Genomic DNA, 25,899 nt, shown 5'->3' with positions numbered 1-25,899 from the left:
CTGTCGCGATAATCACGGGGTTCGCGGGGATCCCGGAGCGACAAACGCATGAATCGCTATCCGATGTTCAATCCGCAGGTGCTGATCAGCTTCGTCGCCGTCTGCGAGACGCTGAGCTTCACGCGCGGAGCGGATCGGGTCTCGCTCTCGCAATCCACCGTCAGCCTGCAGGTCAAGCGCCTCGAGGATTTGCTGGGCTGCCCGCTGCTGGAGCGCTCGTCGCATCAGGTCCAGCTCACAGAGGAGGGCGAGCGGCTGCTGAGCTATGCGCGGCGCATCATCGCCCTCAACGAGGAGGCGCATGATGCGCTGACCGGCGTCTGGCGGGACGGCGTGCTGCGCTTGGGCATGCCCGAGGATTTCGCCGTGCCGACCATCGACCTGCTCGCCGTGTTCAGCCGGGAGCATCCGCATCTGCGGCTCGATGTCAGCAGCGGCCTGAGTGCCGACCTGCGCAGCGCCTATGAGCGCGAGGAGCTCGACCTGGTGCTGGTGAAGCAGCGGCGCGGCCAGCCGCCGCGCGCCGCCCGGCGCGAGCGGCTGCTCTGGCTCGACAGCCTGGCGCATCCTGCGATCGAGCGCGCGCCGGTCTCGCTGGCGATGTTCCCGCTCGGCGGGCTCTATCGCGACGAATTGTGTGGGGCGCTCGATGCGCTCGGCATGCGCTGGCGCATCGGTTATTGCAGCGGCAGCCTCGCCGCGCTCGCCGCCGCCTCGGCGGCCGGGCTCGGCATGACCCTGCTGCCCGCAAGCTGCCGCCTGCCCGGCCATCGGGTCCTCGGCGCGGCGGACGGCCTCGCCGAGATCACCGATTTCGAGCTCGCGCTGTACCATCGCGACGAGGCCCCGGCCTCGACCGCGATTCTGGCGCAGCGGCTGATCGCCTATTGCCATCTCGAAGCGTAAATGGCCGCAGCATTGACGGCCGCAATCGCCAGCATTGCCAAATATCGCTGCCAGAATGTCGGTTTCGGGCCTATGGCACCGGCAACGATCACAAGGAGGCGGCGACCATGGAACTGGCACATCATCAGAGCAGGCGTTCGTTCATCGGCCGCACGGGTGGCCTCGCCACGGCCTGCGCCGTCATGGCGGGATTTTCGGGCGGGGCCGCGCAGGCGCAGCAGGCCAATGCAAAGCCTGCCTCCGCCAAACCAGCATCCGAGGCCGGCAAGCGCATCCCGACAGAACAGCATTATCTCCTGACCGATGTCCGCCTCGAAGAAGGCTTCGTCTACGATGGCGACATCGTGACGGGCACGCACTCCGGCCTTCACACGCTGGAGATCAAAGCCGGCAGGATCGCCGCGATCCATGCCGCCGGCGCCGCGCTGCCGGCAGGCGTGCCGAGCTACCAGGCCCATGGCCATCTCGCCCTGCCCGCGATGCGCGACATGCATATCCATCTCGACAAGACTTTCTATGGCCGCGCCTGGCAAGCACCGCTGCCGCGGCAGGGCAAGACCGTCCTCGACATGATCGCGCGCGAGGAGAAGCTGATCCCGCAATTGCTGCCGGACTCGCAGAAGCATGCCGAGCAGCTCATCGCCCTGCTCCAGTCCAAGGGCACCACGGTCGCCCGCAGCCATTGCAATATCGACCCGGTCAGCGGGTTGAAGAGCCTTGAAAACCTCAAGCGCGCGCTGGAGAAGCATCGCGACGACTTCTCTTGCGAGATCGTCGCCTTTCCGCAGCACGGCCTGCTGCTCTCGAAGGTCGACACGCTGATGCGCGAGGCGATGAGCATGGGCGTCGACTTCGTCGGCGGCCTCGACCCGACCAATGTCGACGGCGCCATGGAGAAGTCGCTCGACGCGATGTTCCAGATCGCGCTCGACACCGGCAAGGGCGTCGACATCCATCTGCACGAGTCGAGCCCGGCCGGCGTCGCAGCGATCCTGTACATGATCGCGACCGTCGAGAAGAACCCGGCCTTGCGCGGTAAGGTCACGATCAGCCACGGCTTCGCGCTGGCTACGATGTCGCCGGGCGCGCTCGACGAAGCCGCGACGCGCATGGCCACACAGGGCATGAGCGTCGCCTCCACGGTGCCGCTCGGCGCCTCGACGATGCCGCTGCCGCAGCTCAGCGCCAAGGGCGTGTTCGTGATGACCGGCACCGACAGCGTTACCGACCACTGGTCGCCCTTCGGCCGCGCCGACATGCTCGAAAAGGCCAATCTCTACGCGCAGCTCTATCGCGGCAGTGACGAGTTCCGCCTGTCCCGTGCGCTGGCGATCGCCACCGGCGGCGTGCTGCCGCTCACCGACAAGGGCGAGCGGGCCTGGCCCAAGGCCGGCGAATCCGCCGATTTCACGCTGGTCCCGGCGAGCTGCTCGGCCGAGGCGGTGGCGCGTCTGCCGGAGCGCAGCGCGACCTTCCATCGCGGCCGCATGGTCTTCAGCGGCGTCAGCGCGGCCTGACGAGCCTTCGGAGCTCGGCCTGCCGGCCGGCTTGCAGACCTGTTCGATTTGGGCAATCCAGGCGCGATCGGGGAGGTCTCATGGAATCGAGTATCGTTCTTGTCGTCGCGGGCCTGGCTGCCGGCGCGCTGAACTCCGTCGCCGGCCCAGCGCTGGTGCGCCGCGTGCTGCGCGAGGGAGGCGGCCTGACCGATCTGCATGAGATGAACGGGCTGAAGAGCCTGATGTCGACGATCCTCTCGGCGGTTTCGGTCGCGACTATTCCGTCGCGGGGCTGGTCGACTGGCGCTTGGCGCTGGTGCTCAGCGTTTCCTGCGCGCTCGGCGGCTTCGTCGGAGCGCATCTCTGGCGCGGCGCATCACCAACATGCTGGCCCTGCGTGTCTTCATCACGCTGATCGGGCTCGGCATGGCGGCCGCCTTCTTCATGGCCTGAGCGCCGAATCCAGCACCCGCACGACATGCACGGCCTCGCGCCGCGCGCCGTCGTGGATCTGGTGGCGGCAGCTCGTACCATCGGCGACCACGAGGTCGTCGGCGCCCGCCTTGCGCACGGCCGGCAACAACGAAAGTTCGCCCATCGCCAGCGAGACGTCGATCGTCTTGGCGCCATAGCCGAATGCGCCGGACATACCGCAGCAGCTCGACTCGATCGGCTTGATCTCCAGCCCCGGCACCGCCCGCAGCGTTTTCTCGACCGCTCCCATCGCGTCGAACGCCTTCTGGTGGCAATGCCCGTGAAGATGTGCGACGCGCCCGCCCTGATCGGTGAGCGGGAGCGTCGTCTGGCCCACCGCCATATCGGCCGCCAGCAACTCCTCGATCAGCAGGGCAGCCTTCGCCAGAGGCTCGACCTCGGCCTTGGGCAGCAACGCCGCGAACTCGTCGCGAAAACTCAACAGGCAGGAGGGTTCGAGCCCGACGATGCGCGCCCCCTTCGCCACGAAAGGCGCCAGCGCATCGAGGGTCCGCCGTGCCTCGGCCCGCGCCTCCTCGACCAGCCCGGCCGAGAGGAAGGTGCGCCCGCAGCATAGCGGCCGGGCTCCGCCCTTTGCAGCGACGCGGTGAAGGCGATAGCCGCCGGCTGCCAGCACGCGCTCGGCCGCCTCCAGATTCTCACGCTCGAAATAGCGGTTGAAGGTGTCACCGAAGAGCACGATGTCCCGCCCATCGCCCCGAACCGCCGAGGCATCGGAGGATGCGGTGGCCTCGCGCCACGGCTCGCGCCAGACCGGCAGCGAGCGCCGCGCCGAGAAGCCGAGCCAGCTTTCGCTCAGCTTCGCCAGGAACGGGATGCGATCCCGCAGGTTCATCAGCGGCGCGAGCCTGGCCGCAAGCGGCGCATAGCGAGGCAGGAAGGCGATCAGGCGCTCCTTCAGCGGCAAGCCGTGCTTCGCATGATAGTGATGCAGGAACTCGACCTTCATCCGGGCCATGTCGACGCCGGTCGGGCAGTCGCGCTTGCAGCCCTTGCAGGAGACGCAGAGATCGAGCGTCTCCTTCATCTCCGGAGAGGTGAAGGCATCGGGGCCGAGCTGACCGGAGATCGCGAGCCGGAGCGTATTGGCCCGGCCGCGCGTGACATGCTGCTCGTCCTGCGTCGCGCGCCAGGACGGGCACATCGTCCCACCCGCCATCTTCCGGCAGGTGCCGTTATTGTTGCACATCTCGACGGCGCCGCCGAAGCCGCCCCAATCGGACCAGTCGAGCGCCGTTTGGGCGGGGACCGGCGTGTCATAGCCCGGTGCGAAGCGCATCAGGCTACGGTCATCCATATGGTAGGAGCGGACGATCTTGCCGGGGTTCAACTTGTTGTCGGGATCGAACCCGTCCTTGACCGCTTCGAAGGCGCGGGTCAGTGGGGTCCCGAACATTGGCTCGACGAAATCCGAGCGCGAGATGCCGTCGCCATGCTCGCCCGAGAACGAGCCCTTGAAGCGGCGGACGAGCTCGCAGGCCTCCTCGGCGATGCCGCGCATCGCCCTCACGCCCGCTTCCGTCTTCATGTTCAGGATCGGGCGCACATGCAGGCAGCCGACCGAGGCATGGGCATACCATGTGCCGCGCGTGCCGTGCTTCTCGAACACCGCCATCACCGCATCGGTGTAATCGGCGAGATGCTCCAGCGGCACCGCGCAATCCTCGATGAAGGAGACCGGCTTCCCGTCCCCCTTCATCGACATCATGATGTTGAGGCAGGCTTCGCGCACGTCCCAGACCGGCTTCTGCCGGGCGGGCTCGATCACCTCCACCACCGCGTCTGGGAAGCCGAAATCGGCCATGCACTGGTCGAGCCGCTTCAGGTCGCGCTTGAGACCGGCGAGGTCGTCGCCGGCGAACTCGACCAGCAGCAGGCAGTTCGGCTGGCCCCTGGTGATATCGGCGAGCGTGCGCACGAAGAGCGGGATGTCGGCGCCGAGCACCAGCACGTTGTTGTCGACGAGCTCGACTGCGACCGGGCCGAGCCCGACGATATGCTGCGTCGTCTCCATTGCCGCGCGGAAATTGGGGAAGTGGCAGACACCCATGACGCGATGCTGCGGCAGCGGCGAGAGCTTCAGCACCGCTTCCGTGGTGATCGCGAGCGTGCCTTCCGAGCCGACGAGCAGATGCGACAGGTTCGGCCGCGGCACGATCAACTCGTCCAGATTATAGCCGCCGACGCGCCGCTGCACCTTCGGGAAGATCGCCTCGATCGCCTCGCGATGCTCATCCGCCAGCGCCATCATCTTGGTCATCAGGTCGCGGGCACGCGGCGAGCCATTGTCGCTGACGGCGCCTTCCCCCAGCGCGAAGGGCTCGCCATCATGGAACAGCGCCTTCAGCGCGATGACATTGTCGACCATCTTCCCGTAGCGCAGCGAGCGGGCGCCTGAGGAGTTGTTGCCGGCCATGCCGCCGATCGTGCAGCGGCTCGCCGTCGAGGGCTCGACCGGGAAGAACAGCCCGTCCTTGCGCAGCCGCGTGTTCAGCGCTTCCAGCACGAGGCCGGGCGCGACCGAAACCGTGCGCGCCTGCGGATCGTAATCGCGTATCGCGTTGAAATGCCGGCTCATGTCGAGCACCAGCCCGTCGCCGATCGGCTGGCCGTTCTGCGAGGTTCCGCCGCCGCGCGCGATCACCGGCACGCCATGCTCGGCCGCGATCGTGAATGCCGCCGCGATATCGGCCTCGCTCTTCGGGAAGGCCACGCCCTGCGGCAGGATCTGGTAGATCGAGGCGTCGGTGGCGTAGCGGCCGCGGGTGAAGGCATCGAAGCGGACCTCACCTTCCAGCGCCCCGGCAAGCCGGCGCTCGAAGCCGAGATTGCGGCTATGCGAACGGGAAAGCGCCGTCTGGTTCATTCCGCAGCCTCTGCCATTGTGAATGACGCGCCGCGATCAGGGCGCTCACCGCTCCCAGAAGAGCAGGAGGAAGGCCAGCTCGACAAGGGTCCGGGCGTGGCCGTTCGCGCATGGCACCCCGGCACGGTCGGGGAGGCTTCCGGGGTTTGATCTTCGAAAAAGCGAAGGCAAGATGAAGCCGGCAACAGCGCATCGCTTGCCGCATGCCGGATGCCGAACGAGGGTAACAACACCATGCAGGGTCGTCACTTTCTGCACATTCCCGGCCCGAGCCCGATCCCGGACCGCATCCTCCGCGCGATCGCGATGCCGATCATCGACCACCGCAGCGCCGAATTCGCCGCGCTCGGCAGGCATGTCCTGGAAGGCAGCAAGACGGTCTTCCGGACCAAGCAGCCGGTCGTGATCTACCCTTCCTCCGGCACCGGTGCCTGGGAAGCGGCGATCGTCAACACGCTCTCCCCCGGCGATACCGTGCTGATGGCCGAAACCGGCCATTTCGCCACGCTCTGGAAGCAGATCGCCACGCGCTTCGGCATCGATGTCGAATTCATCCCCGGCGAATGGCGCCATGGCGCCGATCCCGCCGCGATCGAGGCGAGGCTCGCCGAGGACAAGGGGCGCAAAATCAAGGCCGTCATGGTCGTCCATAACGAGACCTCGACCGGCGCGACCAGCCGCATCGCCGAAATCCGCAAGGCGATCGATGCCGCCGGCCACCCGGCCCTGTTCATGGTCGACACCATCTCCTCGCTCGCCTCGGTCGACTACCGCCACGACGAATGGCAGGTCGACGTCACCGTCTCCGGCTCGCAGAAGGGGCTGATGCTGCCGCCCGGGCTCGGCTTCAACGCCATCTCGGAGAAGGCGCTGGCGGCGTCGAAGACCAACACGCTCCCGCGCTCCTATTGGGACTGGCAGGAGATGGTGAAGATCAACGCCAACGGCTTCTTCCCCTACACCCCCGCGACGAACCTGCTCTACGGGCTCAAGGAAGCGCTCGCGATGCTGCAGGAGGAAGGCCTCGACAACGTCTTCGCCCGCCACAGGCGTCTCGCTGCAGCCTGCCGCGCCGCGGTCAGGGCCTGGGGGCTCGAGGTGCTCTGCCAGGACCCTGCCGAGCAGTCGCCGGTCCTGACCGCCGTGCTGATGCCGCCGAGCCATGATGCCGACCGCTTCCGCAAGGTCGCGCTGGAGACCTACAACATCTCGCTCGGCTCGGGGCTTGGCAAGGTCGCCGGCAAGGTCTTCCGCATCGGCCATCTCGGCGAATGCAACGAGCTCGCCCTGCTCGGCGCGCTCTCCGGCGTCGAGCTCGGCCTGTCGGCGGCCGGCGTGCCGCATCGCAGCGGTGGTGTCGCCGCCGCGATGGCGAGTTTCGAGGGGAGAGATCAGGCTAACGAGACGGTGGCCGCCGCCGGCGCCTGAGCGCTCGCAGCCGAGACCCGGCAGCTCCAAGCGCGGTTACGGCCCGACGAGCTGCCCGCCATCGACGACGATGCTCTGGCCCGTGACCCAGCTCGCCCGCTCCGAGGCGAGGAAGAGCACGACCTCGGCGATCTCCTCCGGCTTGCCCATCCGCCCGAACGGGATGGTCGCCAGCGTCGCGTTGTAGAGCTCGGGATTGGAGGTCCTGCGGTTCTCCCAGGAGCCGCCGGGGAATTCGATCGAGCCCGGCGCGACGCAGTTCACGCGGATGCCCTTGCGCGCCAGCATCTTCGCCTGGCTGCCGGTGTAGTGCATAACGGCCGCCTTGATCGCGCCATAGGGCGCGGACCGCGCCGAAGCCCGCAGAGCCGAGATCGACGATATGTTCACGATGGACGAACCCGGCTGGAGATGCGGGATCGCCGCATGGCTGCCGCGCACCACCGCCATCATGTCGACGCTGAGCGAGGCCGCCCAGCCGTCCTCGTCATCGCTCTGGCCGAAGCCCGAGGCATTGTTGACGAGGATGTCGAGCCCGCCGAGCGCCTTCACGGCTTCAGGCACATAGGCCGCGATCTGGCCGGCATCGGCGAGATCGACACTTCCCGCATGGGCGGTGACGCCGAGCGCCTCGATCTCCTTGCGCGTCGCCTCCAGCGGCCCGGCGCTGCGTGCGCAGATCGAGACGGCCGCCCCGCCCGCCGCGAAGCCGAGCGCGATCGACCGACCGATGCCACGGCTGCCGCCCATCACGATGACGCGCTTGCCGGCGAATTCCCTGGCCATGCGGGCCTCCCCTTCCTGATTGCTTCCCGGTCCTTATTGCCGGGGGCAAGGGGCAGGCTTCAAGGCCGGCGGAACGCATGCCGGCCTTGCGGTTTCCGGAGGAACCGGCATTTCAGCGGTCGCGCGCGACGCGGAATCCGTTGGTGTAGAAGCGCACATCGGCCTCGTATTTGAAGCGCGCGGCCGAGCGCAGATAGCGCGGATCATTGTTGAACGAGCCGCCGCGCAACACGCGCTCGCGGCAGCCGCCGACGATAAAGGCGCTGCCGTCGCGCGGCGCGCTGCGATAATTCTCGCTCCAGCAATCGGCGACCCATTCGGCGGCATTGCCGGCCATGTCGTAGAGACCGAAGGCATTGGCCGGGAACTGACCGGCAGCGACGGCGCTGCCGCGCTTCTGGTCGTTGCAGCCGAGGCAATTGGCCCGCTCCTTCACCAGGGTCTGGCCCCAGGGGTAGGTCGTCACCGTGCCGGCGCGCGCCGCGTATTCCCATTCGCTCTCGGTCGGCAGGCGGTAGCGCTTTCCGGTGCGGGCCGAGAGCCATGCGAGATAGGCATTGGCGTCGTTCCAGTGAATATCGGTGACCGGTCGCTTGCCGCGACCAAGTCCGCGATCATCCGGCCGGAAATTGCAGCCGCCCTGGTCGATGCACAGGTCCCATTCCTCGAACGTCACTTCCCGCGCGCCGAGATGGAAGCCACGGATGGTCACCGGATGCACCGGCTTCTCGAATTCGTAGAGATCGTTCGAGCCCATCTGGAAATTGCCGGCAGGGATCGCGACCAGCTCCGGACAGCCCGCGCAATCGCGCTGCGGCGCGCCGGCTGCCGGCGAACTCGCCGCCGCGGCGGCGGTAGAAACCGGCGTAGCCGGGCCCGCGCGGTATTCCTGTTCGCGCGTGCGCGCCAGCGAGGCGAAGCGCCCATTCGGATAGGCATCGAGATAGGCGCGATATTCGGCGGCTTTGCGGCTGTTGCGGATCGATTCCCAGAAGGCGAGGTCATAGGCGGCGTCCTGGGTCGCGCCCGACGTCTGCGGCGGTGGAATGACGGCGCGGCTGCTCTGCGCCACGGCGACCGGCTGGGCGACCGGGGTGACGACGAGCCCTTGCGGCGGCTCCGCCGAGAACCAGACCTGTTGCCTGCGGCGGGTTTCGCGCGAGACCGTGTCGCGCATCTGTTTCAGCGCCTGCGCCATCTCCAGCCCGGGCGTCCTGATCGCCTTCAGCCAGGCGTCGGCTGCGCGGTCGGAACCGCTCGGCACCGCCTTGCCCGGAGCCGCCGGAAACAGCACGGCGATCCCCTCCATCGGCTCCAACGGCAGAAGCCCCTTCGCCTTGCCCTGCCAGGGATTGTCGCGACCGGCATCGAGGAAGATCAAAGCGCTCGCCGGCCGCGCGACGATCAGCGGATCGACGATCTCGTCGAGATCGACGGCACCGTCCGCGCCGTTCTGCACCGGCAGCAGGAAATTGCGGCTCCGCTGCTGGATCGCATGGCCGCTGTAGAACACCACGACCTGCGCACCCCGCGTGAGCTTGCCGGCAAACCCGGCGATCGCCTGCCGCAGCGCATTGCGGTCCGCGTTCTCGACCGCGACGACATCGAAGCCGCCGGCGCTCAGGGTCTGAGCAACGGCACGGCCCTGCGCCACGGCGCCAGCGATCCGCGCCTGCGGATAGGCCTCGTTGGCGATGACGAGGGCGACGCGCGCGGCCTCGCCCGACTGCTGGGCGAAGGCGGAGGAGGCCAGCACCGGCAGCAGGACAATCGCAAGCAGGATGCGCAACCAGGCCATCGGCAGACGTTTTCCCTTATGGCTAGCGGACATTGACCGTGATCTTCGGCGACATCACCGGCGGATTATGCGGGATATGGTTGTGATCGCCGAGCAGCAATTGCAGGGTATGCCGGCCCTTGGGCAGCGTCACCACCACCTCGGTCTGGCCGTTGCCGAGATGGATGTTGTTGTAGTCGGAGGGTATCGGCTGGTCCGGCGGGCCGGGATCGGTGTCGATCAGCAGATGGTGGTGCCCGGTCCGGGCATGATTGATGCCGGCTGGCGCCACGCCCATCCCGCGCAGGCCGATCCGCACCGTGAAGCGTTCGGGAACGCTGAGGCCGTCGATCGGATAGTGGAAATAGACCTGCGCGCCCCGCGGAGCGGGCTGGCGCGTCGACGATTGCGCGAGCGCTTCCGGAACGGCGCCCTGCCAGACGATCAACGCCAGAAGGCCTGCAGCGATGCGGGCTTGCGAGATCACCGGCGCCTCCTCCCTCTCGGCCCGCCCGGCACCACGGTCACCGTGATGCGCTCCGAGATCACCGGCGGATCATGCGGTACATGGTTCTCGTCGGCGAGCAGGAGCTGCAGCGTATGCCTGCCGTTCGGCAAGGTCAGCTTGTATTCGGTCTGGCCGCCGCCGAGATGGATATGGTTGAGATCGGCGGGGATCGGCTCGCCGAAGGCCGGCGGCTCGGTATCGACCAGGAGATGGTGATGGCCGGTATTCGGCTTGGCGACGCCGGCCGGTGCCACGCCCATGTTGCGCAGGCCGAAGCGGATCGTCGAGGTCGGGTAGATAAGGTCTCCGTCGCGCGGATAGACGAAATAGACGACGGCATCGTTGGGCGAGGCTGTGCGGGCGCGGCCGGCGCCGTGCGCATGCGGCGCCGGTGGCGCTGCCGCCGAGGCCTGCGCATCGCCGACGACACGCACGCGGATGCGCGGCGACACCACCGGCGGATCATGCGGCACATGCTCGTGGTCGCCCAGCAGCAATTGCAGCGTGTGCTCGCCGGGCGGCAGCGAGAGCTCGACCTCGGTCTGCCCGCGCCCGAAATGCAGATGGTTGAAGTCGCTGGGAATCTCGCGGTCGAGCGGCGGCAGCTCGGTATCGACGAGGAGATGGTGGTGGCCGCCGTTCGGGTTGATGGTCCCGGCCGGCGTCACCGCGATGCCCTCCGTGCCGAAGCGGATCTTGGCGCGGCTCGGGATCGTCGCGCCATCCTGCAGGTCGACGAAGAAGACGCGGGCGCCGGGTGCCGCGGCCGAACGCGGCTTCTCGGGCTCCGTCGCCGGAACCTCGACCGTGATCCTTTCGGACATGATCGGCGGGTCGTGCGGCACATGGTTGTGGTCGGCGAAGAGCAGTTGCAGCGTGTGCTTGCCCGGCGTCAGCGCGATCTCGGCCTCGGTCTGGCCGCCGCCGAAATGGATATGATTGAAATCGCTCGGGATCGGCTGGTCGAGCGGCGGTAGCTCCGTATCGATCAGCAGGTGATGGTGCCCGGCATGGCGTGCTGCGTGCCCGGCCGGTACGACCTCCATGCCGGAAATCGCGAAGCGTACCGTGAGCTTGGCGGGAACCTGGGCCTTGTCGGCAAGGCCGACGAAGGTAAGACGCGCGGTCGCCGGCGCCGGGCTGCGCTGGCGTGCGCGCTCCTGCGCGAATGAGCCTGCCAGCGGCATCGCCACGGCCAGACCCAACAGCAGAAGCGCGGGTGCAAGGCGAAGCATCGGCGTCTTCCTTCCGCGAGAAGATGAGGCGAAGGCTATCAGCGCCGACCGGCACCTTCAAGCAAAACGCCGCCCCGTTTCGACGAGGACTATGCTTTGTTCTGGAGATGGCGGGGATCATGCATTAGCATGACGTAGAGGCTGCCGGCAGCCGCTAGGAACGTCCTCATGACCCTCGTCGCGCGACTCTGCGGCCTGTTCCTTCTGGTGTTGTCCGGCCTTGCCCTGGCCGAGACGCCGCCGGAGCGCCGCGTCGCGCTGGTCATCGGCAATTCCAGCTATCGCAACGCCCCGGTGCTCCCCAATACCGTGAACGATGCGCGTGACATGGTCACCGCGCTGCGCAAGGTCGGGTTCGAAGTGGTCGACGGCATCGATCTCGACAAGCGCGGCATGGACGCGGCGCTGACGCGCTTCGCCAGGCTGGCGCAGGATGCCGATGCCGCGATGTTCTACTTTGCCGGCCACGGCTTCCAATTCAACGGCGAGAACTACCTCGTTCCTGTCGAGGCCAAGGTCGAGGACGAGGTCGGCGTCCAGTACGAGACCACGCGGCTCAACGATGTCGTCACCGCCCTGAACTATGCCAAGGGCGTCAAGATCATGGTGCTCGACGCCTGCCGCAACAACCCGTTCGTCGGGCTGCTCGCCAAGCGGCAGGCGACGCGCGGCTTCTCGGTCGGCTCCGGCCTCGCCCCGGTCCAGCGCGCGCAAGGCATGGTCATCGCCTATGCCACGCAGGCCAACGACGTCGCCGCCGACGGCGCCGGCCGCAACAGCCCGTTCACCGCGGCGCTGGTGCGCGAGATCGATCAGCCCGGCCTGGAAGTCGCGGCCCTGTTCCGCCGCGTGCAGAAAAGCGTCTACGACACCACCGCCGGCCGCCAGACGCCGGAACTCTCGCTCTCCCTCCTCGGCGACTTCTATCTCAACCGCGAGGAGACGGATGCCGATGTCTGGCGCCGCATCCGCGCCGGCGACGATCCCGCCGCTTTGCAGGCCTTCATCCAGCGCTATCCGCAGAGCTTCTTCGTCATCGACGCGCGCACGCGGCTCGACCTGCTCGAGCGCCGCTCCTCGGTCTCAGGCGAGCGCGACAGGCTCGTGCGTGAATTTGCCGAACGCGAACGTGCCCTGCTCCAGCGCCTCGAGCGGGCGGAACAGGGACGGCGACAAGCGGCTGACGACCTCGCCCGCAAGGATATCGGCGACGCGGTCGGCGTCCCGCCGCCTGTGCCGGCTCCGGGCTCCGCGCCTGTCGCGGTTGCCCCTGTCCCATCTCCACCGCGTGTCCAGGACAAGGCCGAGCGCGCACGGCTTGCCGACGAACTCGCGCGCCGGGAATCCGAACTGGCCGCGATCGAGGCCGAGAAGCAGCGCCTCGCGGAAGAGCGCCAGTCGGTCGAGCAGGCCATGGCCGCCCGTCTCGGCGCGTCCGGCCCGCTGTCGCCGAGCCGATCGGCGCAGCCAGCCGCCTTGCCGGGCCCGTCACCGCGCCCGCCCGAAGCCGCGTCACGCGGGCGGTCTTCCGGCGAATGCGCCGAGCTCCTGATGCGCGCACAGCTCGGCGACCTGACGCCGGGCGGACGCGAACAATTGCGGCAATGCCGCTGATGCAGAGGCCGCGGCGGCAAGCCCGGCGAAAGGCGGAGAGGTGGAGCATGAGGGGCATCGGCCGCTTCAGGATCGCCATGGTCGGCCTTGCCGTGCTGGCGGGCGTGACTGCAACCAGCGCCCAGACCGCGCCGCCCCCGACTCCCACGCCCTTCGCCGAAGCCCTGCGCAAGGCCGCCGACGACCTGTTCAGCAAGGCGGCCGTATCGGGCGAAAAGGTCGAGCTGGTCATCGATCCGCTGATCGACGCGGCCTCGGGCGCGCAATCGACCGCGACGCGCTCGATGCAGGCGACCTTGATGGAGATCGTCCGCACGAGCTATCCGCGCTTCAGCGTGCTGCCCTTCGACAGCGAGGCGCTCGCCGGCAAGCCGGTGGTGCTGGTCGGCACCTTCACGGCCGTGAACAACCAGGGCGCCGCGGACGGCCCGCGCGACGCCTACCGGATCTGCCTGACGCTGGCCGATCTCAAGTCGAACAGCGTCGTCTCCAAGGGCGTCTCGCGCGCCCGCACGGAAGGCGTCGACACGACGCCGACGCAATATTACCGGGACTCGCCGCTCTGGGCGAAGGATCAGGCGACCGACGCCTATATCAAGACCTGCCAGGGCACGAAGCTCGGCGACGCCATCGATCCCGGCTATGTCGAGCGGCTGACGGCGAATGCGCTGATCAATGACGGCATCCTCGCCTATGAGACGCAGCATTTCCGCGAGGCGCTCGCCTTCTACCGGGCGGCGCGCAAGCTGCCCGGCGGCGAGCAGCACCGCGTCAGGATCGGGACTTATCTCGCCGCCAGCAAGCTCGCGCGGCGCGAGGACATGGTCGATGCCTTCGGCGACCTGATCGATTACGGCCTGAGCACCGACCGATTGATGGTGAAGCTCCTGTTCAAGCCCGGCACGACGCAGTTTATCGACGACCGACAGATCACCGAACCCTATCCGATGTGGCTGAGCCAGATCGCGACCCGCTCCCGCCAGAAGGGCGCCTGCCTGGAGATCGTCGGCCATACATCGCATACCGGGCTGCCGCAGGTGAACGACCGGCTCTCCGCGTTGCGCGCACAATTCGTCATGGACCTGCTCCTGACCGGCGCGCCCGACAATCGCGGCCGCATGATCGCGACCGGCCGCGGCTTCCGCGAGAACCTCGTCGGCACGGGCAAGGACGACGCCAGCGACGCGCTCGACCGCCGTGTCGAGTTCAAGGTGATCGGCTGCTGAGCGGCCCGCCGAGCGATATCCGCTTGCCCATCCGGGAGCGGACATAAGACCATCGTCGGCGTCGGGCGGTAATCGATTGATCAAGTGTCGCGCCGCCCGTATTCCTCTTGTCGACAAGAGGATTCCCCATGAAAGCCACCAAGACCAAGGCCGTCGCCGTTCCGGAGCGAAAGCGCGGCTCGGGCGTGAAGTTCGTCTATGACCTGCTGCGCGACGAAATCCTCGATCTCGTCCTGCCGCCCGGCAGCCCGATCGACGAGGTCCAGCTCGCAGATCGCTTCAGCATGTCGCGCACGCCGATCCGCGAGGCGCTGGTGCGGCTGGCCGGCGAGGGGCTGATCGACACGCTGCCCAACCGCTCGACCATGGTGGCGAATCTCGACTTCCTCAACATGTCGCCCTTCTTCGACGCGTTGACCCTGATGTATCGGGTGACGACCCAGCTCGCCGCCCAGAACCGCCGGCCGGAAGACCTGGAGGCGATCCGCGCCCGGCAGGCGGAGTTCGCCGCCGCGGTGAAGGCCCAGGATGCCCTGGCGATGATCGCGACCAATGCCTCCTTCCATGCCGCGATCGCCGACGCCGGTCGAAACCCCTATTTCAACAGCCTGTTCAGCCGCCTGCTCGACGAGGGCCGGCGCTTCCTGCGGCTCTACTACCAGTCCTATGACGACCGGCTGCCGCAGCAATTCGTCGACGAGCACGAGGCGATGATCGCCGCGATCGTCGCCCGTGACACCGCCCTGGCGGACCGCCTCGGCAAGGCGCACGCCGAACAGATCGTCCAGCAGATTCAAAAGCTTATGATCGGCGAAGAGCGGCTCGACGTCACGCTATGACATCTCTTGTGTAATTCTTGTCGACAAATATTATGCAAGAGACTATATGAAGCTCGGAGGGGGTGCGCCGCTGGAGCACGCACCGATCGGATCGCGATCCGGTCGGACACGGCTCCGGCGGCGAAGCCTCTGCAAGAATGACAGCCAGAAGGAGAGCGAGATGAAGGCCCAGATTTTCTCCGGCGTGATCCCCGCGCTGATGACCCCTTGCAACGCCGACCGCACGCCCGACTTCGACGGGCTGGTGCGCAAGGGCAAGGAGCTGATCGCCGCCGGCATGTCCGCCGTCGTGTATTGCGGCTCGATGGGTGACTGGCCGCTCCTGACCGATGCCCAGCGCATGGAAGGCGTCGAGCGCCTGGTGAAGGCCGGCGTCCCGGTCATCGTCGGCACCGGCGCGGTCAATACCGCCTCCGCCGTCGCGCACGCCGCCCATGCGCAAAAAGTCGGCGCCAAGGGCCTGATGGTGATCCCGCGCGTCCTGTCGCGCGGCTCGGTCATCGCCGCCCAGAAGGCTCATTTCAAGGCGATCCTGACCGCCGCGCCCGGCCTCCCGGCCGTGATCTACAACAGCCCCTACTACGGCTTCGCCACCCGCGCCGACCTGTTCTTCGCGCTGCGGGCCGAGCATCCGAACCTCGTCGGCTTCAAGGAATTCGGCGGAGCCGACGACATGCGCTATGCGGCCGAGAACATCACCAGCCGCGACGACGACGTCTCGCTGATGATCGGCATCGACACCACCGTCGTCCATGGCTACGTCAATTGCGGCGCGACCGGCGCGATCACCGGCATCGGCAACGTCCTGCCGAAGGAAGTGCTGCATCTCTGCCAGCTCTCGGTGGCCGCGGCCGCCGGCGATGCCATGGCCCGCCGCCAGGCGCAGGAACTGGAGCAGGCGCTGGCGGTGCTCTCCTCCTTCGATGCGGGCCCGGACCTCGTCCTGTTCTTCAAGCACATGATGGTGCTGAAGGGCGACAAGGAATACGCGCTGCATTTCAACGAGACCGATGCGCTGAGCGACAGCCAGCGCGGCTACTGCGAAGCGCAGCTCAAGCTGTTCGACGCCTGGTATGCCGACTGGTCGAAGGTGAACGTCGCCCGCAGGCAGGCGGCCTGATCATGCGCCCCGCGCGGCGCAAGCCTTGTCGCCGCGCGGACGCCAACCCCATGCTGACATCTCGGGCCGATCGCCGGCCTGGAGCAGAATCGCAGCCCATAGTCGCAAAACGCATCCGTTGATGGCCAATCCCGATGTCATCGTCATAGGCGCCGGCGTGGTCGGCCTCTCCGCCGCCATCGCGGCGCAGGGGCGTGGCCTGTCGGTCACCGTGCTGGACAGGACCGGGCCGGCCGCCGGCGCCTCCGCCGGCAATGCCGGCGCCTTCGCCTTCACCGACATCCTGCCGCTCGCCTCGCCCGGAATCCTGCGCAAGGCGCCGAAATGGCTGCTCGATCCGCTCGGCCCGCTTTCGGTTCCCCCTGCCTATGCGCTCCGGATCGCACCTTGGATGTTCCGGTTCTGGCGCGCCTGCTCGCCCGCCCGCGTCGCGCATTCCACCACGGCGCAGACAGCGCTGATGGACCTGTCCAAAGCGGAGCTGGAGCCCTTCCTGCGGGAGACCGGCACTTTCGCCATGCTGCGCAAGGACGGCAATCTCCAGGTTTATGAGAGCGAGGCCGAGCTGAAGGCTTCCCTGCCCGGCTGGCAGGCCCGCGCGGAACACGGCATCGAATTCCGGCATCTCGACGCCGCCGGCATGGCCGAGATTCAGCCCGGCCTCGCGCCGCGCTTCACCCACGGCACCTTCACCCCCGGCTGGTATTCGATCGCCGACCCGCAGGGCTATACGATCGCGCTGGCCGAGCATTTCCGCGCCCGCGGTGGCACGATCGAGCGGCTGGAGGTCGAGAGCCTCGCGCCGGTTGACGGCGGTGTCACGATCCATGCCCGTGGCGGCCACACGCGGCAGGCGACGCGGGTCGTGCTCGCGGCCGGCGCCTTCTCCCATCGCATCGCCAGGAGCCTGGGCGAGCGCATCCCGCTCGAAACCGAGCGCGGCTACAACACCACCTTGCCGCCGGACGCCTTCGACCTGCGCACGCAGGTCACCTTCGGCGGCCATGGCTTCGTCGTCAGCCGCCTCTCGATCGGCATCCGCGTCGGCGGTGCCGTCGAGCTCGGCGGCCTCGACTTAGCCCCGAATTTCCGCCGCTCCGAGGCGATGCTGGCCAAGGCCCGCGCCTTCCTGCCCGGCCTCAAGCCCGATGACGGCGTGCAATGGATGGGTTTTCGCCCCTCGCTGCCCGACAGCCTGCCGGCGATCGGCCGGGCGCGGGCGACGCCACGCGTGGTCTACGCCTTCGGCCATGGTCATCTCGGCCTGACGCAATCCGCCGGCACCGCCCGGCTGGTCGCCGACCTCTTGACGGATCGGCCGCCCGCGATCGACATCGCTTCCTTCTCACCGCAGCGCTTCTGAGAGTCGGACCATGGCCAGCCACACCTTCTCCTGCATCGACGGCCATACCTGCGGCAATCCGGTGCGCCTCGTTTCCGGCGGCGGACCGCGGCTAGAAGGCGCCAACATGCTGGAGAAGCGCGCCCATTTCCTGCGCGAGTTCGACTGGATCCGCACCGGCCTGATGTTCGAGCCGCGTGGCCACGACATGATGTCGGGCTCGATCCTCTACCCGCCGACCCGCCCCGATTGCGACGTCGCCGTGCTCTTCATCGAGACCTCCGGCTGCCTGCCGATGTGCGGCCACGGCACCATCGGCACCATCACCATGGGCATCGAGAACGGGCTGATCACCCCGCGCGAGCCGGGCAGGCTCTCGATCGACGCCCCCGCCGGCAAGGTCGATATCAGCTATCGCCAGGAGGGCCGTTTCGTCGAGGAGGTCCGCCTGACCAATGTCCCGGGCTTCCTCTATGCCGAGGGCCTGACGGCCGAGGTCGAGGGCCTCGGCGAGATCGTCGTCGATGTCGCCTATGGCGGCAATTTCTACGCCATCGTCGAGCCGCAGAAGAATTTTCGCGACATGGCCGACCATACGGCCGGCGAATTGATCGGCTGGTCGCCGAAGCTGCGCGCAGCGCTCAACGCCAAATACGAATTCGTCCATCCCGAGCACCCCGAGATCAAGGGGCTCAGCCATATCCAGTGGACCGGCAGGGCGACGAAGCCGGAAGCCCAGGCACGCAACGCCGTGTTCTACGGCGACAAGGCGATCGACCGCTCGCCCTGCGGCACCGGCACCTCGGCCCGCATGGCGCAGCTTGCCGCCAAGGGGAAGCTCGCTGTCGGCGACGAGTTCGTCCATGAATCGATCATCGGCTCGCTGTTCAAGGGCCGCGTCGAGGCGGCCGCGACCGTCGCCAATCGCGCGGCGATCATCCCTTCTGTTGCCGGCTGGGCCCGGATGACCGGCTACAACACGATCTTCATCGACGACCGCGACCCCTTCGCCCACGGCTTCGTCGTCGCCTGAGCTCGTAGACGGATCGCTTCAGTCCGCGGTCGGCGCGTCCTCTCCTCGACGGATGAGAAAAGCCGCAGCCCCGGCGCTCATCAGCGCAAGGCAGAACCAGGTCAGCGCATAGACCAGATGCGTGTTGCGGAAGCTGACCTGGGTCATGCCGCCCTGAGGCAAAGGGCCGGGCTCGGTCGCCGCGTCGGCGTCGATGAAATAGGGCGCGACCTCGGCAAGCCCCCGCGCGACAGCGATCGCGGCGACGTCGCGCGAATACCAGCGGCCGGCAGCGGGATCGTTGCCGCGCAGGAAGCCGCCACCGGGCTCGCTCAACCGCAACAGCCCGACCACCTTCGTATCTCCGGTCCCCGTCGCGCGCCGTGCGCTCGGATCGCGCTGAGCCTCCGGCACGAAGCCGCGATTGACCAGCACGGTGAAGCCGGCATCGCTGCGGAACGGCGCCATCGCCCAGAAGCCGGGCCCGCGCTCGGTCACTGCCATGGTCAGCGTCTCCGGCGCATCGAGATAGCGGCCCTGAAGGGCGACGCGGCGATATTCGTCGGTGGCGGCGCTGACCCTCGACCACTCCGCTAGTCCGGGGGCCGCGACGGGGGCAGCATGTATTCTCGTGCTGACGCGGGCGATCAGATCGAGCTTCCAGCTGCGGCGCTCGACCTGCCAGAGGCCGAGCCCGGCGAAGACGAGCGTGCAGAGGCAAAGCGCGACGGCGAAGGCAAGGCGGGCAAAGCAGCTGCGCGTCCGCTCAAACGTGTCGACCGGCATCGCCTCGCCTACATGCGATGCATGTCCGGCATCATGTTCGTATTGAGGTGGTACATCACCCAGAGCGAGCCGGAGAGCACGATCGCCACGATAACGATGGTGAAGATCAGCCCCATCATGTTCCAGCCGCCTTCCGAGCGGCCGTTCATGTGCAGGAAATAGACCATGTGGACGACGATCTGCACGGCCGCGAAAGCCATGATCACGATCGCCGTCAGCGTCGCATTGCCCAGCACGTCGTTCATGACGAGCCAGAACGGGATCGCGGTCAGGATGACCGAGAGCAGGAAGCCGGTGACGTAGCCGCGCAGGCTGCCATGCGGGGCATGGTCGTCATGTGCGCCATGGGTTTCAGCGTGGTTCTGGCTACCGCTCATTTCAGCACGCCCATCAGATAGACGAAGGTGAAGACGCCGATCCAGATGACGTCGAGGAAGTGCCAGAACATCGAGAGGCACAGCAGCCGACGGCGATTGGCCTCGATCAGCCCGTGCTTCGAGACCTGCACCATCAGCACCGTCAGCCAGATCAGGCCGAAGGTGACGTGCAGGCCGTGCGTGCCGACCAGCGTGAAGAAGGAGGACAGGAAGGCGCTGCGCATCGGCGTCGCGCCCTCGCGGATGAGATGCGCGAATTCGTAGAGCTCGATCGCCAGGAAGGCGAGGCCGAACAGCCCGGTGACGACGAGCCAGCGCTGCATCAGCGCCTGCTTGCCCTTGTCCATCGCCAGCATGGCGAAGCCATAGGTGATCGAGGAGAACAGCAGCATGGCCGTGTTGACCGCGACCAGCCTGAGGTCGAACAGGTCCGCGCCGGATGGCCCGGCAGCGTAATTGCGCCCGAGCACGCCATAGGTCGCGAAGAGGACTGCGAAGATCAGGCAGTCGCTCATCAGGTAGAGCCAGAAGCCGAGCATGGTCGAGCCACCGGAATGGGCGTGCTCGTCTTCCGTCACATAGAAGGCCGGGACGCCCGCCGCCTGTGCCTTTGCTTTCGCCTTGGCCATCGCCGCCCCTCAGGCCTTGCCGAGCAGCCGGCTGCGCGAATCCTCTTCGCGCAGGACTGCTTCCGCCGGAATGTGGAAATCCCGGTCGTAGTTGAAGCTGTGAAGGATCGCGGTGGCGATCACGCCGACGAAGGTCAGCGCCGCCAGCCACCAGATGTACCAGATCAACGCGAAGCCGCAGACCGTCGCGAGCCCGGCGATGATCACGCCGGCGCCGGTGTTCCGCGGCATGTGGATTGGCTTGAAGCCGCCGAGCGGGCGCCGGTAGCCGCGCTTCTTCATGTCGGCATAGGCATCGAGATCATGGATGATCGGCGTGAACGCGAAATTATAGGCCGGCGGCGGCGAGGAGGTCGACCATTCCAGCGTGCGCCCATCCCAGGGATCGCCCGTCGTGTCGCGCAACTGCTCGCGCCTGACGATGCTGACGGCGATCTGGATGATGAAGCAGAGGATGCCGAAGGCGATCAGCACCGCGCCGAACGCCGCGATCACGAACCAGATCTGCAGCGACGGGTCCTCGAAGCGGCTGAGCCGCCGCGTCACGCCCATCAGGCCGAGCACATAGAGCGGCATGAAGGCGACGTAGAAGCCGATCACCCAGAACCAGAAGGAGAGCAGGCCCCAAAACTTGTCGAGCTTGAAGCCGAAGGCCTTGGGGAACCAGTAGGCGATGCCGGCGAAGACGCCGAAGACCACGCCGCCGATGATGACGTTGTGGAAATGGGCGATCAGGAACAGGCTGTTATGCAGCACGAAATCGGCGGGCGGCACCGCCAGCATCACGCCGGTCATGCCGCCGATGACGAAGGTCAGCATGAAGGCGACGAGCCACATCATCGGCAGTTCGAAGCGGATGCGGCCGCGATACATCGTGAACAGCCAGTTGAAGATCTTCGCGCCCGTCGGGATCGAGATGATCATCGTCGTGATGCCGAAGAAGGAGTTCACGCTGGCGCCCGAGCCCATCGTGAAGAAATGGTGCAGCCAGACGAGATAGGACAGGATGGTGATGACCACCGTCGCATAGACCATCGAGGCATAGCCGAAGAGGCGCTTGCCGCAGAAGGTCGAGGCCACCTCCGAATACACACCGAAGATCGGCAGGATTAGGATGTAGACCTCCGGGTGGCCCCAGATCCAGATCAGGTTCACGTACATCATCGGGTTGCCGCCGAGATCGTTCGTGAAGAAGTTGGTGCCGACATAACGGTCGAGCGTCAGCAGCGCCAGCGTCGCCGCCAGGATCGGGAAGGTCGCGACGATCAGCACGTTCGTGCAGAGCGAGGTCCAGGTGAAGACCGGCATCTTCATCATGTCCATGCCGGGCGCGCGCATCTTCACGATGGTCGCGATCAGGTTGACGCCTGACAGCGTCGTGCCCACGCCCGCGATCTGCAAGGCCCACAGGTAATAATCCATGCCCACCCCGGGCGAGTAGGCGGCCCCCGAGAGCGGCGGATAGGCAAGCCAGCCGACCTTGGCGAATTCGCCGACGAAGAGCGAGGTCATCACCAGCACGGCGCCGCCGACCGTCATCCAGAACGAGAAATTGTTGAGGAAGGGGAAGGCGACGTCGCGCGCGCCGATCTGCAGCGGCACGACATAGTTCATCAGCCCGGTGACGAAGGGCATCGCCACGAAGAAGATCATGATCACGCCATGGGCCGTGAAGATCTGGTCGTAATGATGCGGCGGCAGATAGCCATCGTTGCCGGCAAAGGCGATCGCCTGCTGTCCGCGCATCATCAGCGCATCGGCGAAACCGCGCAGCAGCATGATCACGCCGAGGATCATGTACATGATCCCGATCTTCTTGTGGTCCACGCTGGTGAACCACTCATGCCAGAGATAGCCCCAGAGCTTGTAGCGGGTCACGAGAGCGACGAGGGCGAGGCCGCCGAGGAGGACTGCCGCGAAGGTGCCGATCAGGATCGGCTCATGATAGGGGATCGCCTCGAGGGTGAAGCGCCCGAAGATCAGCTTCCACCAGTCGGGATAGGTCATCGCTCGCTCGCCTCAGTTGGCGACGCGGGCGGTGACGCCCGCGGTGCCGTAGACATCGGTCGGCGTGCAGATCGCCGTCACGAAGGGGCGCGGCGGCATCGGCTGCCCACCGCGGCGCACGCTCTTGTCGTATTCGAGCTGCGCGACGATATGGATGCCTTCCCTGCCGCCGCCGCCCTTGGCGTCCAGCGCCATCATGTCGCGCGTGCACATCTTGGCCCGATCGACGCACATGTTGAGCACGGCGCTGAAGAGATCGGACGGGATGTCGCGGAAGTAGCGGACCGGCTCGCGTTCGCTCGGCCGCTCCAGCACGAGATACTCCCCGCGTCCGAGCGTACTGCCGTCGCGGAGCGCGCCCTGCACCCAGTCGCCGAAGGCCTTGTCGTCGACCCCGCGGAAGCGGAAGCGCATGTCGGAGAAGCCCGCCCCGCTGTAGTTGGCCGAGAAGCCCTCGAACTCGCCGGCATGGTTGATGACGGCATTGAGCCTGGTCTGCATGCCGGGCATCGCATAGATCTGGCCGGCGAGCGCGGGAATGAAGAGCGAATTCATCACCGAGGAGGAGGTGATGCGGAACTCGATCGGCTGGTCGACGGGGGCCACCACTTCGTTCAGCGAGGCGATGCCCTGCGCCGGGTAGAGGAACAGCCATTTCCAGTCGAGCGCGACGACCTGGATGACGAGCGGCTCCTTGCGGGCGCCGTTGCCGCCGGCCTTGGCCTCGACCACCGGCTTGCCGGCGCTGATGCGGTCGAGCGGGCGGTAGGGGTCGAGCAGATGCGTGCCCATCCAGGTCATGGCGCCGATCACGACGATGATCAGCAGCGGCACCGACCAGATCACCACCTCCAGCGGCAGCGAATGGTTCCAGTCCGGATCGTAGCTCGCCTTGGCGGAGGCGCGGTAGCGCCAGGCGAAGAAGATCGTCAGCGCCATCACCGGCACGATGACGAGCAGCATCAGCGCGGTGGAGGCGAGCAGCAGGTTGCGCTGCTGCAGGGCGACATCGCCGGAGGGGCCGAGCAGCACCATCTGGCAGCCGCCGAGCAGCGCGAATAACGGCAGAAGCGGTAGAATTCGAAAGATTCTCAAGAGACTCGAGACCTCCCTGATCCGGGAACAGCCGTTCTCTATTCCCATTCCTTCGCAGCGCACATCGGACAATCTGTCCCATTGCGATGGTTTGACGGGTAGCTTCTATCCACCGTATCCATTTGCATGAGGTGCGGGCAAGTCCGGTCCTGCCGGCCTGCCTCCCCAACCTGTCTGCCAGCGAGGAATTCGCGGTCATGAGCGCTGACGCGGCGAGCCATTCATCGAGGCATCCGACGGACGATCATGGCCGCGACCACGTCTCGCCGGCCGATATCGCGCTCGGCGTCATCATCGGCCGAACCTCGGAGTATTTCGATTTCTTCGTCTTCGGCCTCGGCTGCGTCCTGGTCTTTCCCGAACTCGTCTTTCCCTTCGCGGACCGCCTGACGGGCACTCTCTACGCCTTCGGCATCTTCGCGCTAGCCTTCATTACCCGCCCGATCGGCTCGGTGCTGTTCTTCGCCATCGATCGTCAGTACGGCCGCGCGACCAAGCTCACAGTCGCTCTCTTCCTGCTCGGCGGATCGACCGCGGGCGTCGCCTTCCTGCCCGGCCATGCCACCATCGGGATCTGGTCGATCGTCATCCTCGCCGGCTTCCGCCTGCTGCAGGGCATCGCGCTCGGCGGCGCCTGGGACGGGCTGTCATCCCTGCTCGCGCTCAACGCCCCTCCGAACCGCCGCGGCTGGTATGCGATGCTGCCGCAGCTCGGCGCGCCCTTCGGCTTCATTCTCGCCGCCGGCCTCTTCGCCTATTTCGAGGGCGCGCTCTCCAAGCAGGATTTCCTGGGCTGGGGCTGGCGCTATCCGTTCTTCGTCGCGCTGACGATCAATGTCGTCGCGCTCTTCGCGCGGCTGCGCATGGTCGCGACCCATGAATTCGCCGAGTTGCTGCAAACCCGCGAATTGATGCCGGTCCCGGTCTTCGAGCTCGTCCGCGTCCATGGCCGGACCCTTGTCCTCGGCGCCTTCGTGCCATTGGCGAGCTTCGCGCTCTTCCACCTCGTCACCATCTTCCCGGTGAGCTGGATCAACCTCTTCACCGACCGCTCGGTCTCGGAATTCCTGCTGGTGCAGGCCGCCGGCGGCGTGGTCGGCGCCGGCGCGATCGTCACCTCCGGCCTGATCGCCGACCAGATCGGCCGCCGCAACACGCTGCTGCTCTCGGGCGGGATGATCGCGCTGTTCAGCCTGTCGAGCATCGTCGCGCCGCTCCTCTTCGGCGACAGCCTGGCGGGCCAGACGATCTACGTGATCATCGGCTTCGGCCTGCTGGGCCTCGCCTACGGCCAGGCCGCCGGCGCGGTCGCCTCCAGCTTCAAAGCGCCATATCGCTATACCGGTGCGGCGCTGACTTCGGACTTCGCCTGGCTGATCGGCGCCGGCTTCGCCCCGCTGGTCGCGCTGACGCTGTCGAGCGGCTTCGGTCTCGCCTGGGTCGGGCTCTACCTGCTCTCCGGCGCGCTCTGCACGCTCGCGGCCCTGTGGTTCGACCGCCGGCTGGAAGCGCGCTACGAGTAGCGTGCGCCTCAGCCTTGCCGGTAGAGAAAGTTCTCCGGCTGGACCGGCTCCTCGCGCAGGCCCATGCGCTGCACCCGGTAGAGATGCTTGGTGAAGGCGAGCGCATCGGCGCGCGACAATTCGCGCCCGCGGTAATAGGCCTCCATCTCGACGCGGATGGCCTCCGCCGGATGGCGCGCGATCTTGCCGGCGATCTCGCGCGCCGTCGCCATTAGGGCATCCGGCGCCACGACCTTGTTGACGAGGCGGTGCGACAGCGCCTCCTCGGCCTCCATCGGCTCGCCCGTCAGTAGCATCCACATCGCGACCGTATGCGGGAGCTGCAGGCCGAGCCGAGAGGTGCCGCCGGCGCCCCCCATGCCATAGGCCACCTCAGGGAAGCCGAATTTCGCGTTGGTCGAGGCGATCCGGATATCGGTCAGCGAGAGCAGGTAGATCATGCCCTGTCCCAGGCACCAACCGTTGACCGCACCGATGATCGGCTTGAAGCGCTCCAGCGCGAGCACGTCGCGCGACCAGGAGAAGTCATGCGGCGTCTCGCCCTCGCCATTATGCGGCCAGAGATGGTCGGCGAGCTCGTCGCGCGAGGTCGTGCCGCGCTTGTAAGGGGTCTTGATGTCGTCCCCGGCGCAGAAGCCGCGCTCGCCCGCCCCGGTCAGGATGCCGCAGCGGATTGAGGTATCCGCCAGAAAATCCTTCAGCGCGAGGAAAAGCTCTTTGTGGATAAGCGGATTGGTCGGGTTCACCGACCCGTTCTCGATGGTGAAAACGGCGATATCGCCGTCCTTTTCGTAGCGAAGCGGCAAGGCGGTTCTCCTTCGGCGCGGAA

21 protein-coding genes are annotated in these 25,899 nt (G+C 67.0%); 10 read left to right on the top strand and 11 right to left on the bottom strand.

The window, feature by feature from the left end:
- The first annotated feature begins 48 nt into the window (after positions 1-48).
- Both OCUBac02_RS03410 and OCUBac02_RS03405 read left to right on the top strand, forming a co-directional pair.
- Complete coding sequence (locus OCUBac02_RS03410) at positions 49-906, top strand: LysR family transcriptional regulator (protein ID WP_173043464.1); 858 nt, start codon at positions 49-51, stop codon at positions 904-906.
- 107 nt (positions 907-1,013) lie between these two features.
- On the top strand, positions 1,014-2,423 hold the full coding sequence (locus tag OCUBac02_RS03405) for an amidohydrolase family protein (RefSeq protein WP_173043463.1): 1,410 nt from the start codon (positions 1,014-1,016) through the stop codon (positions 2,421-2,423).
- A gap of 424 nt (positions 2,424-2,847) precedes the next feature.
- On the opposite strand, the gene OCUBac02_RS03400 is transcribed toward OCUBac02_RS03405, so the two are convergent.
- Positions 2,848-5,766, bottom strand: a complete 2,919-nt coding sequence (locus OCUBac02_RS03400) for an FAD-binding and (Fe-S)-binding domain-containing protein (RefSeq protein ID WP_173043462.1) — start codon at positions 5,764-5,766, stop codon at positions 2,848-2,850.
- A gap of 234 nt (positions 5,767-6,000) precedes the next feature.
- On the opposite strand from OCUBac02_RS03400, the gene OCUBac02_RS03395 reads away from it, so the two are divergent.
- Positions 6,001-7,194, top strand: a complete 1,194-nt coding sequence (locus tag OCUBac02_RS03395) for a pyridoxal-phosphate-dependent aminotransferase family protein (RefSeq protein WP_173043461.1) — start codon at positions 6,001-6,003, stop codon at positions 7,192-7,194.
- Between the two features lie 36 nt (positions 7,195-7,230).
- Here OCUBac02_RS03395 and OCUBac02_RS03390 read toward each other — a convergent pair whose 3' ends face one another.
- The 4 genes from OCUBac02_RS03390 to OCUBac02_RS03375 all read right to left on the bottom strand — a co-directional run bounded on the left by OCUBac02_RS03390 (position 7,231) and on the right by OCUBac02_RS03375 (position 11,500).
- Positions 7,231-7,980 (bottom strand): SDR family NAD(P)-dependent oxidoreductase, encoded by a 750-nt coding sequence (locus tag OCUBac02_RS03390; RefSeq protein ID WP_173043460.1) that lies wholly within the window; start codon positions 7,978-7,980, stop codon positions 7,231-7,233.
- A 112-nt stretch (positions 7,981-8,092) separates the two neighbouring features.
- On the bottom strand, positions 8,093-9,778 hold the full coding sequence (locus OCUBac02_RS03385) for an SUMF1/EgtB/PvdO family nonheme iron enzyme (protein WP_173043459.1): 1,686 nt from the start codon (positions 9,776-9,778) through the stop codon (positions 8,093-8,095).
- A gap of 22 nt (positions 9,779-9,800) precedes the next feature.
- Entirely contained in the window at positions 9,801-10,244 is a 444-nt protein-coding gene (locus OCUBac02_RS03380; protein WP_197933307.1) for a DUF4399 domain-containing protein, read from the bottom strand.
- A complete protein-coding gene (locus OCUBac02_RS03375; RefSeq protein WP_197933306.1) occupies positions 10,241-11,500 on the bottom strand; it encodes a DUF4399 domain-containing protein in 1,260 nt (419 codons plus the stop codon). The genes OCUBac02_RS03380 and OCUBac02_RS03375 overlap by 4 nt, the downstream gene beginning before the upstream one ends.
- A gap of 168 nt (positions 11,501-11,668) precedes the next feature.
- Between OCUBac02_RS03375 and OCUBac02_RS03370 the strand changes: the two genes are divergently transcribed.
- From OCUBac02_RS03370 to OCUBac02_RS03345, 6 genes are all read left to right on the top strand, one after another.
- Positions 11,669-13,114 carry a caspase family protein gene (locus OCUBac02_RS03370; RefSeq protein ID WP_173043458.1) on the top strand — a complete coding sequence of 482 codons (1,446 nt, stop codon included), beginning with the start codon at positions 11,669-11,671 and terminating at the stop codon, positions 13,112-13,114.
- Positions 13,115-13,161: 47 nt separating this feature from the next.
- Positions 13,162-14,340, top strand: coding sequence for an OmpA family protein (locus OCUBac02_RS03365; protein WP_244639082.1), 1,179 nt, complete (start codon positions 13,162-13,164; stop codon positions 14,338-14,340).
- Between the two features lie 128 nt (positions 14,341-14,468).
- Positions 14,469-15,179 (top strand): GntR family transcriptional regulator, encoded by a 711-nt coding sequence (locus OCUBac02_RS03360; protein WP_173043457.1) that lies wholly within the window; start codon positions 14,469-14,471, stop codon positions 15,177-15,179.
- A gap of 160 nt (positions 15,180-15,339) precedes the next feature.
- Entirely contained in the window at positions 15,340-16,299 is a 960-nt protein-coding gene (locus OCUBac02_RS03355; RefSeq protein WP_173043456.1) for a dihydrodipicolinate synthase family protein, read from the top strand.
- Between the two features lie 121 nt (positions 16,300-16,420).
- Positions 16,421-17,662 carry an NAD(P)/FAD-dependent oxidoreductase gene (locus OCUBac02_RS03350; RefSeq protein WP_173043455.1) on the top strand — a complete coding sequence of 414 codons (1,242 nt, stop codon included), beginning with the start codon at positions 16,421-16,423 and terminating at the stop codon, positions 17,660-17,662.
- Positions 17,663-17,672: 10 nt separating this feature from the next.
- Positions 17,673-18,674 (top strand): 4-hydroxyproline epimerase, encoded by a 1,002-nt coding sequence (locus tag OCUBac02_RS03345; RefSeq protein WP_173043454.1) that lies wholly within the window; start codon positions 17,673-17,675, stop codon positions 18,672-18,674.
- 18 nt (positions 18,675-18,692) lie between these two features.
- Here the strand turns inward: OCUBac02_RS03345 and OCUBac02_RS03340 are convergent, their stop codons facing one another.
- Genes OCUBac02_RS03340 through cyoA form a run of 5 tightly spaced genes read right to left on the bottom strand, consistent with a single transcriptional unit; the run spans position 18,693 to position 23,547 of the window.
- Positions 18,693-19,439 carry an SURF1 family protein gene (locus OCUBac02_RS03340; protein WP_173043453.1) on the bottom strand — a complete coding sequence of 249 codons (747 nt, stop codon included), beginning with the start codon at positions 19,437-19,439 and terminating at the stop codon, positions 18,693-18,695.
- Between the two features lie 8 nt (positions 19,440-19,447).
- Complete coding sequence (gene cyoD, locus OCUBac02_RS03335) at positions 19,448-19,816, bottom strand: cytochrome o ubiquinol oxidase subunit IV (RefSeq protein ID WP_173043452.1); 369 nt, start codon at positions 19,814-19,816, stop codon at positions 19,448-19,450.
- Positions 19,813-20,445, bottom strand: a complete 633-nt coding sequence (gene cyoC, locus OCUBac02_RS03330; protein ID WP_047573705.1) for a cytochrome o ubiquinol oxidase subunit III — start codon at positions 20,443-20,445, stop codon at positions 19,813-19,815. The genes cyoD and cyoC overlap by 4 nt, the downstream gene beginning before the upstream one ends.
- A gap of 9 nt (positions 20,446-20,454) precedes the next feature.
- Positions 20,455-22,452, bottom strand: a complete 1,998-nt coding sequence (cyoB, locus tag OCUBac02_RS03325) for a cytochrome o ubiquinol oxidase subunit I (RefSeq protein ID WP_173043451.1) — start codon at positions 22,450-22,452, stop codon at positions 20,455-20,457.
- A gap of 12 nt (positions 22,453-22,464) precedes the next feature.
- Complete coding sequence (cyoA, locus tag OCUBac02_RS03320; protein WP_173043450.1) at positions 22,465-23,547, bottom strand: ubiquinol oxidase subunit II; 1,083 nt, start codon at positions 23,545-23,547, stop codon at positions 22,465-22,467.
- A gap of 197 nt (positions 23,548-23,744) precedes the next feature.
- Between cyoA and OCUBac02_RS03315 the strand changes: the two genes are divergently transcribed.
- A complete protein-coding gene (locus tag OCUBac02_RS03315) occupies positions 23,745-25,070 on the top strand; it encodes an MFS transporter (RefSeq protein WP_173043449.1) in 1,326 nt (441 codons plus the stop codon).
- An 8-nt stretch (positions 25,071-25,078) separates the two neighbouring features.
- Here the strand turns inward: OCUBac02_RS03315 and OCUBac02_RS03310 are convergent, their stop codons facing one another.
- On the bottom strand, positions 25,079-25,876 hold the full coding sequence (locus OCUBac02_RS03310) for an enoyl-CoA hydratase/isomerase family protein (RefSeq protein ID WP_173043448.1): 798 nt from the start codon (positions 25,874-25,876) through the stop codon (positions 25,079-25,081).
- Positions 25,877-25,899 lie beyond the last annotated feature (23 nt).

This window comes from Bosea sp. ANAM02, from assembly GCF_011764485.1.
Lineage (GTDB): Bacteria > Pseudomonadota > Alphaproteobacteria > Rhizobiales > Beijerinckiaceae > Allobosea.
The sequence above is the reverse complement of the archived record's forward strand: the minus strand, read 5'-3'. Positions and strand labels throughout refer to the sequence as shown.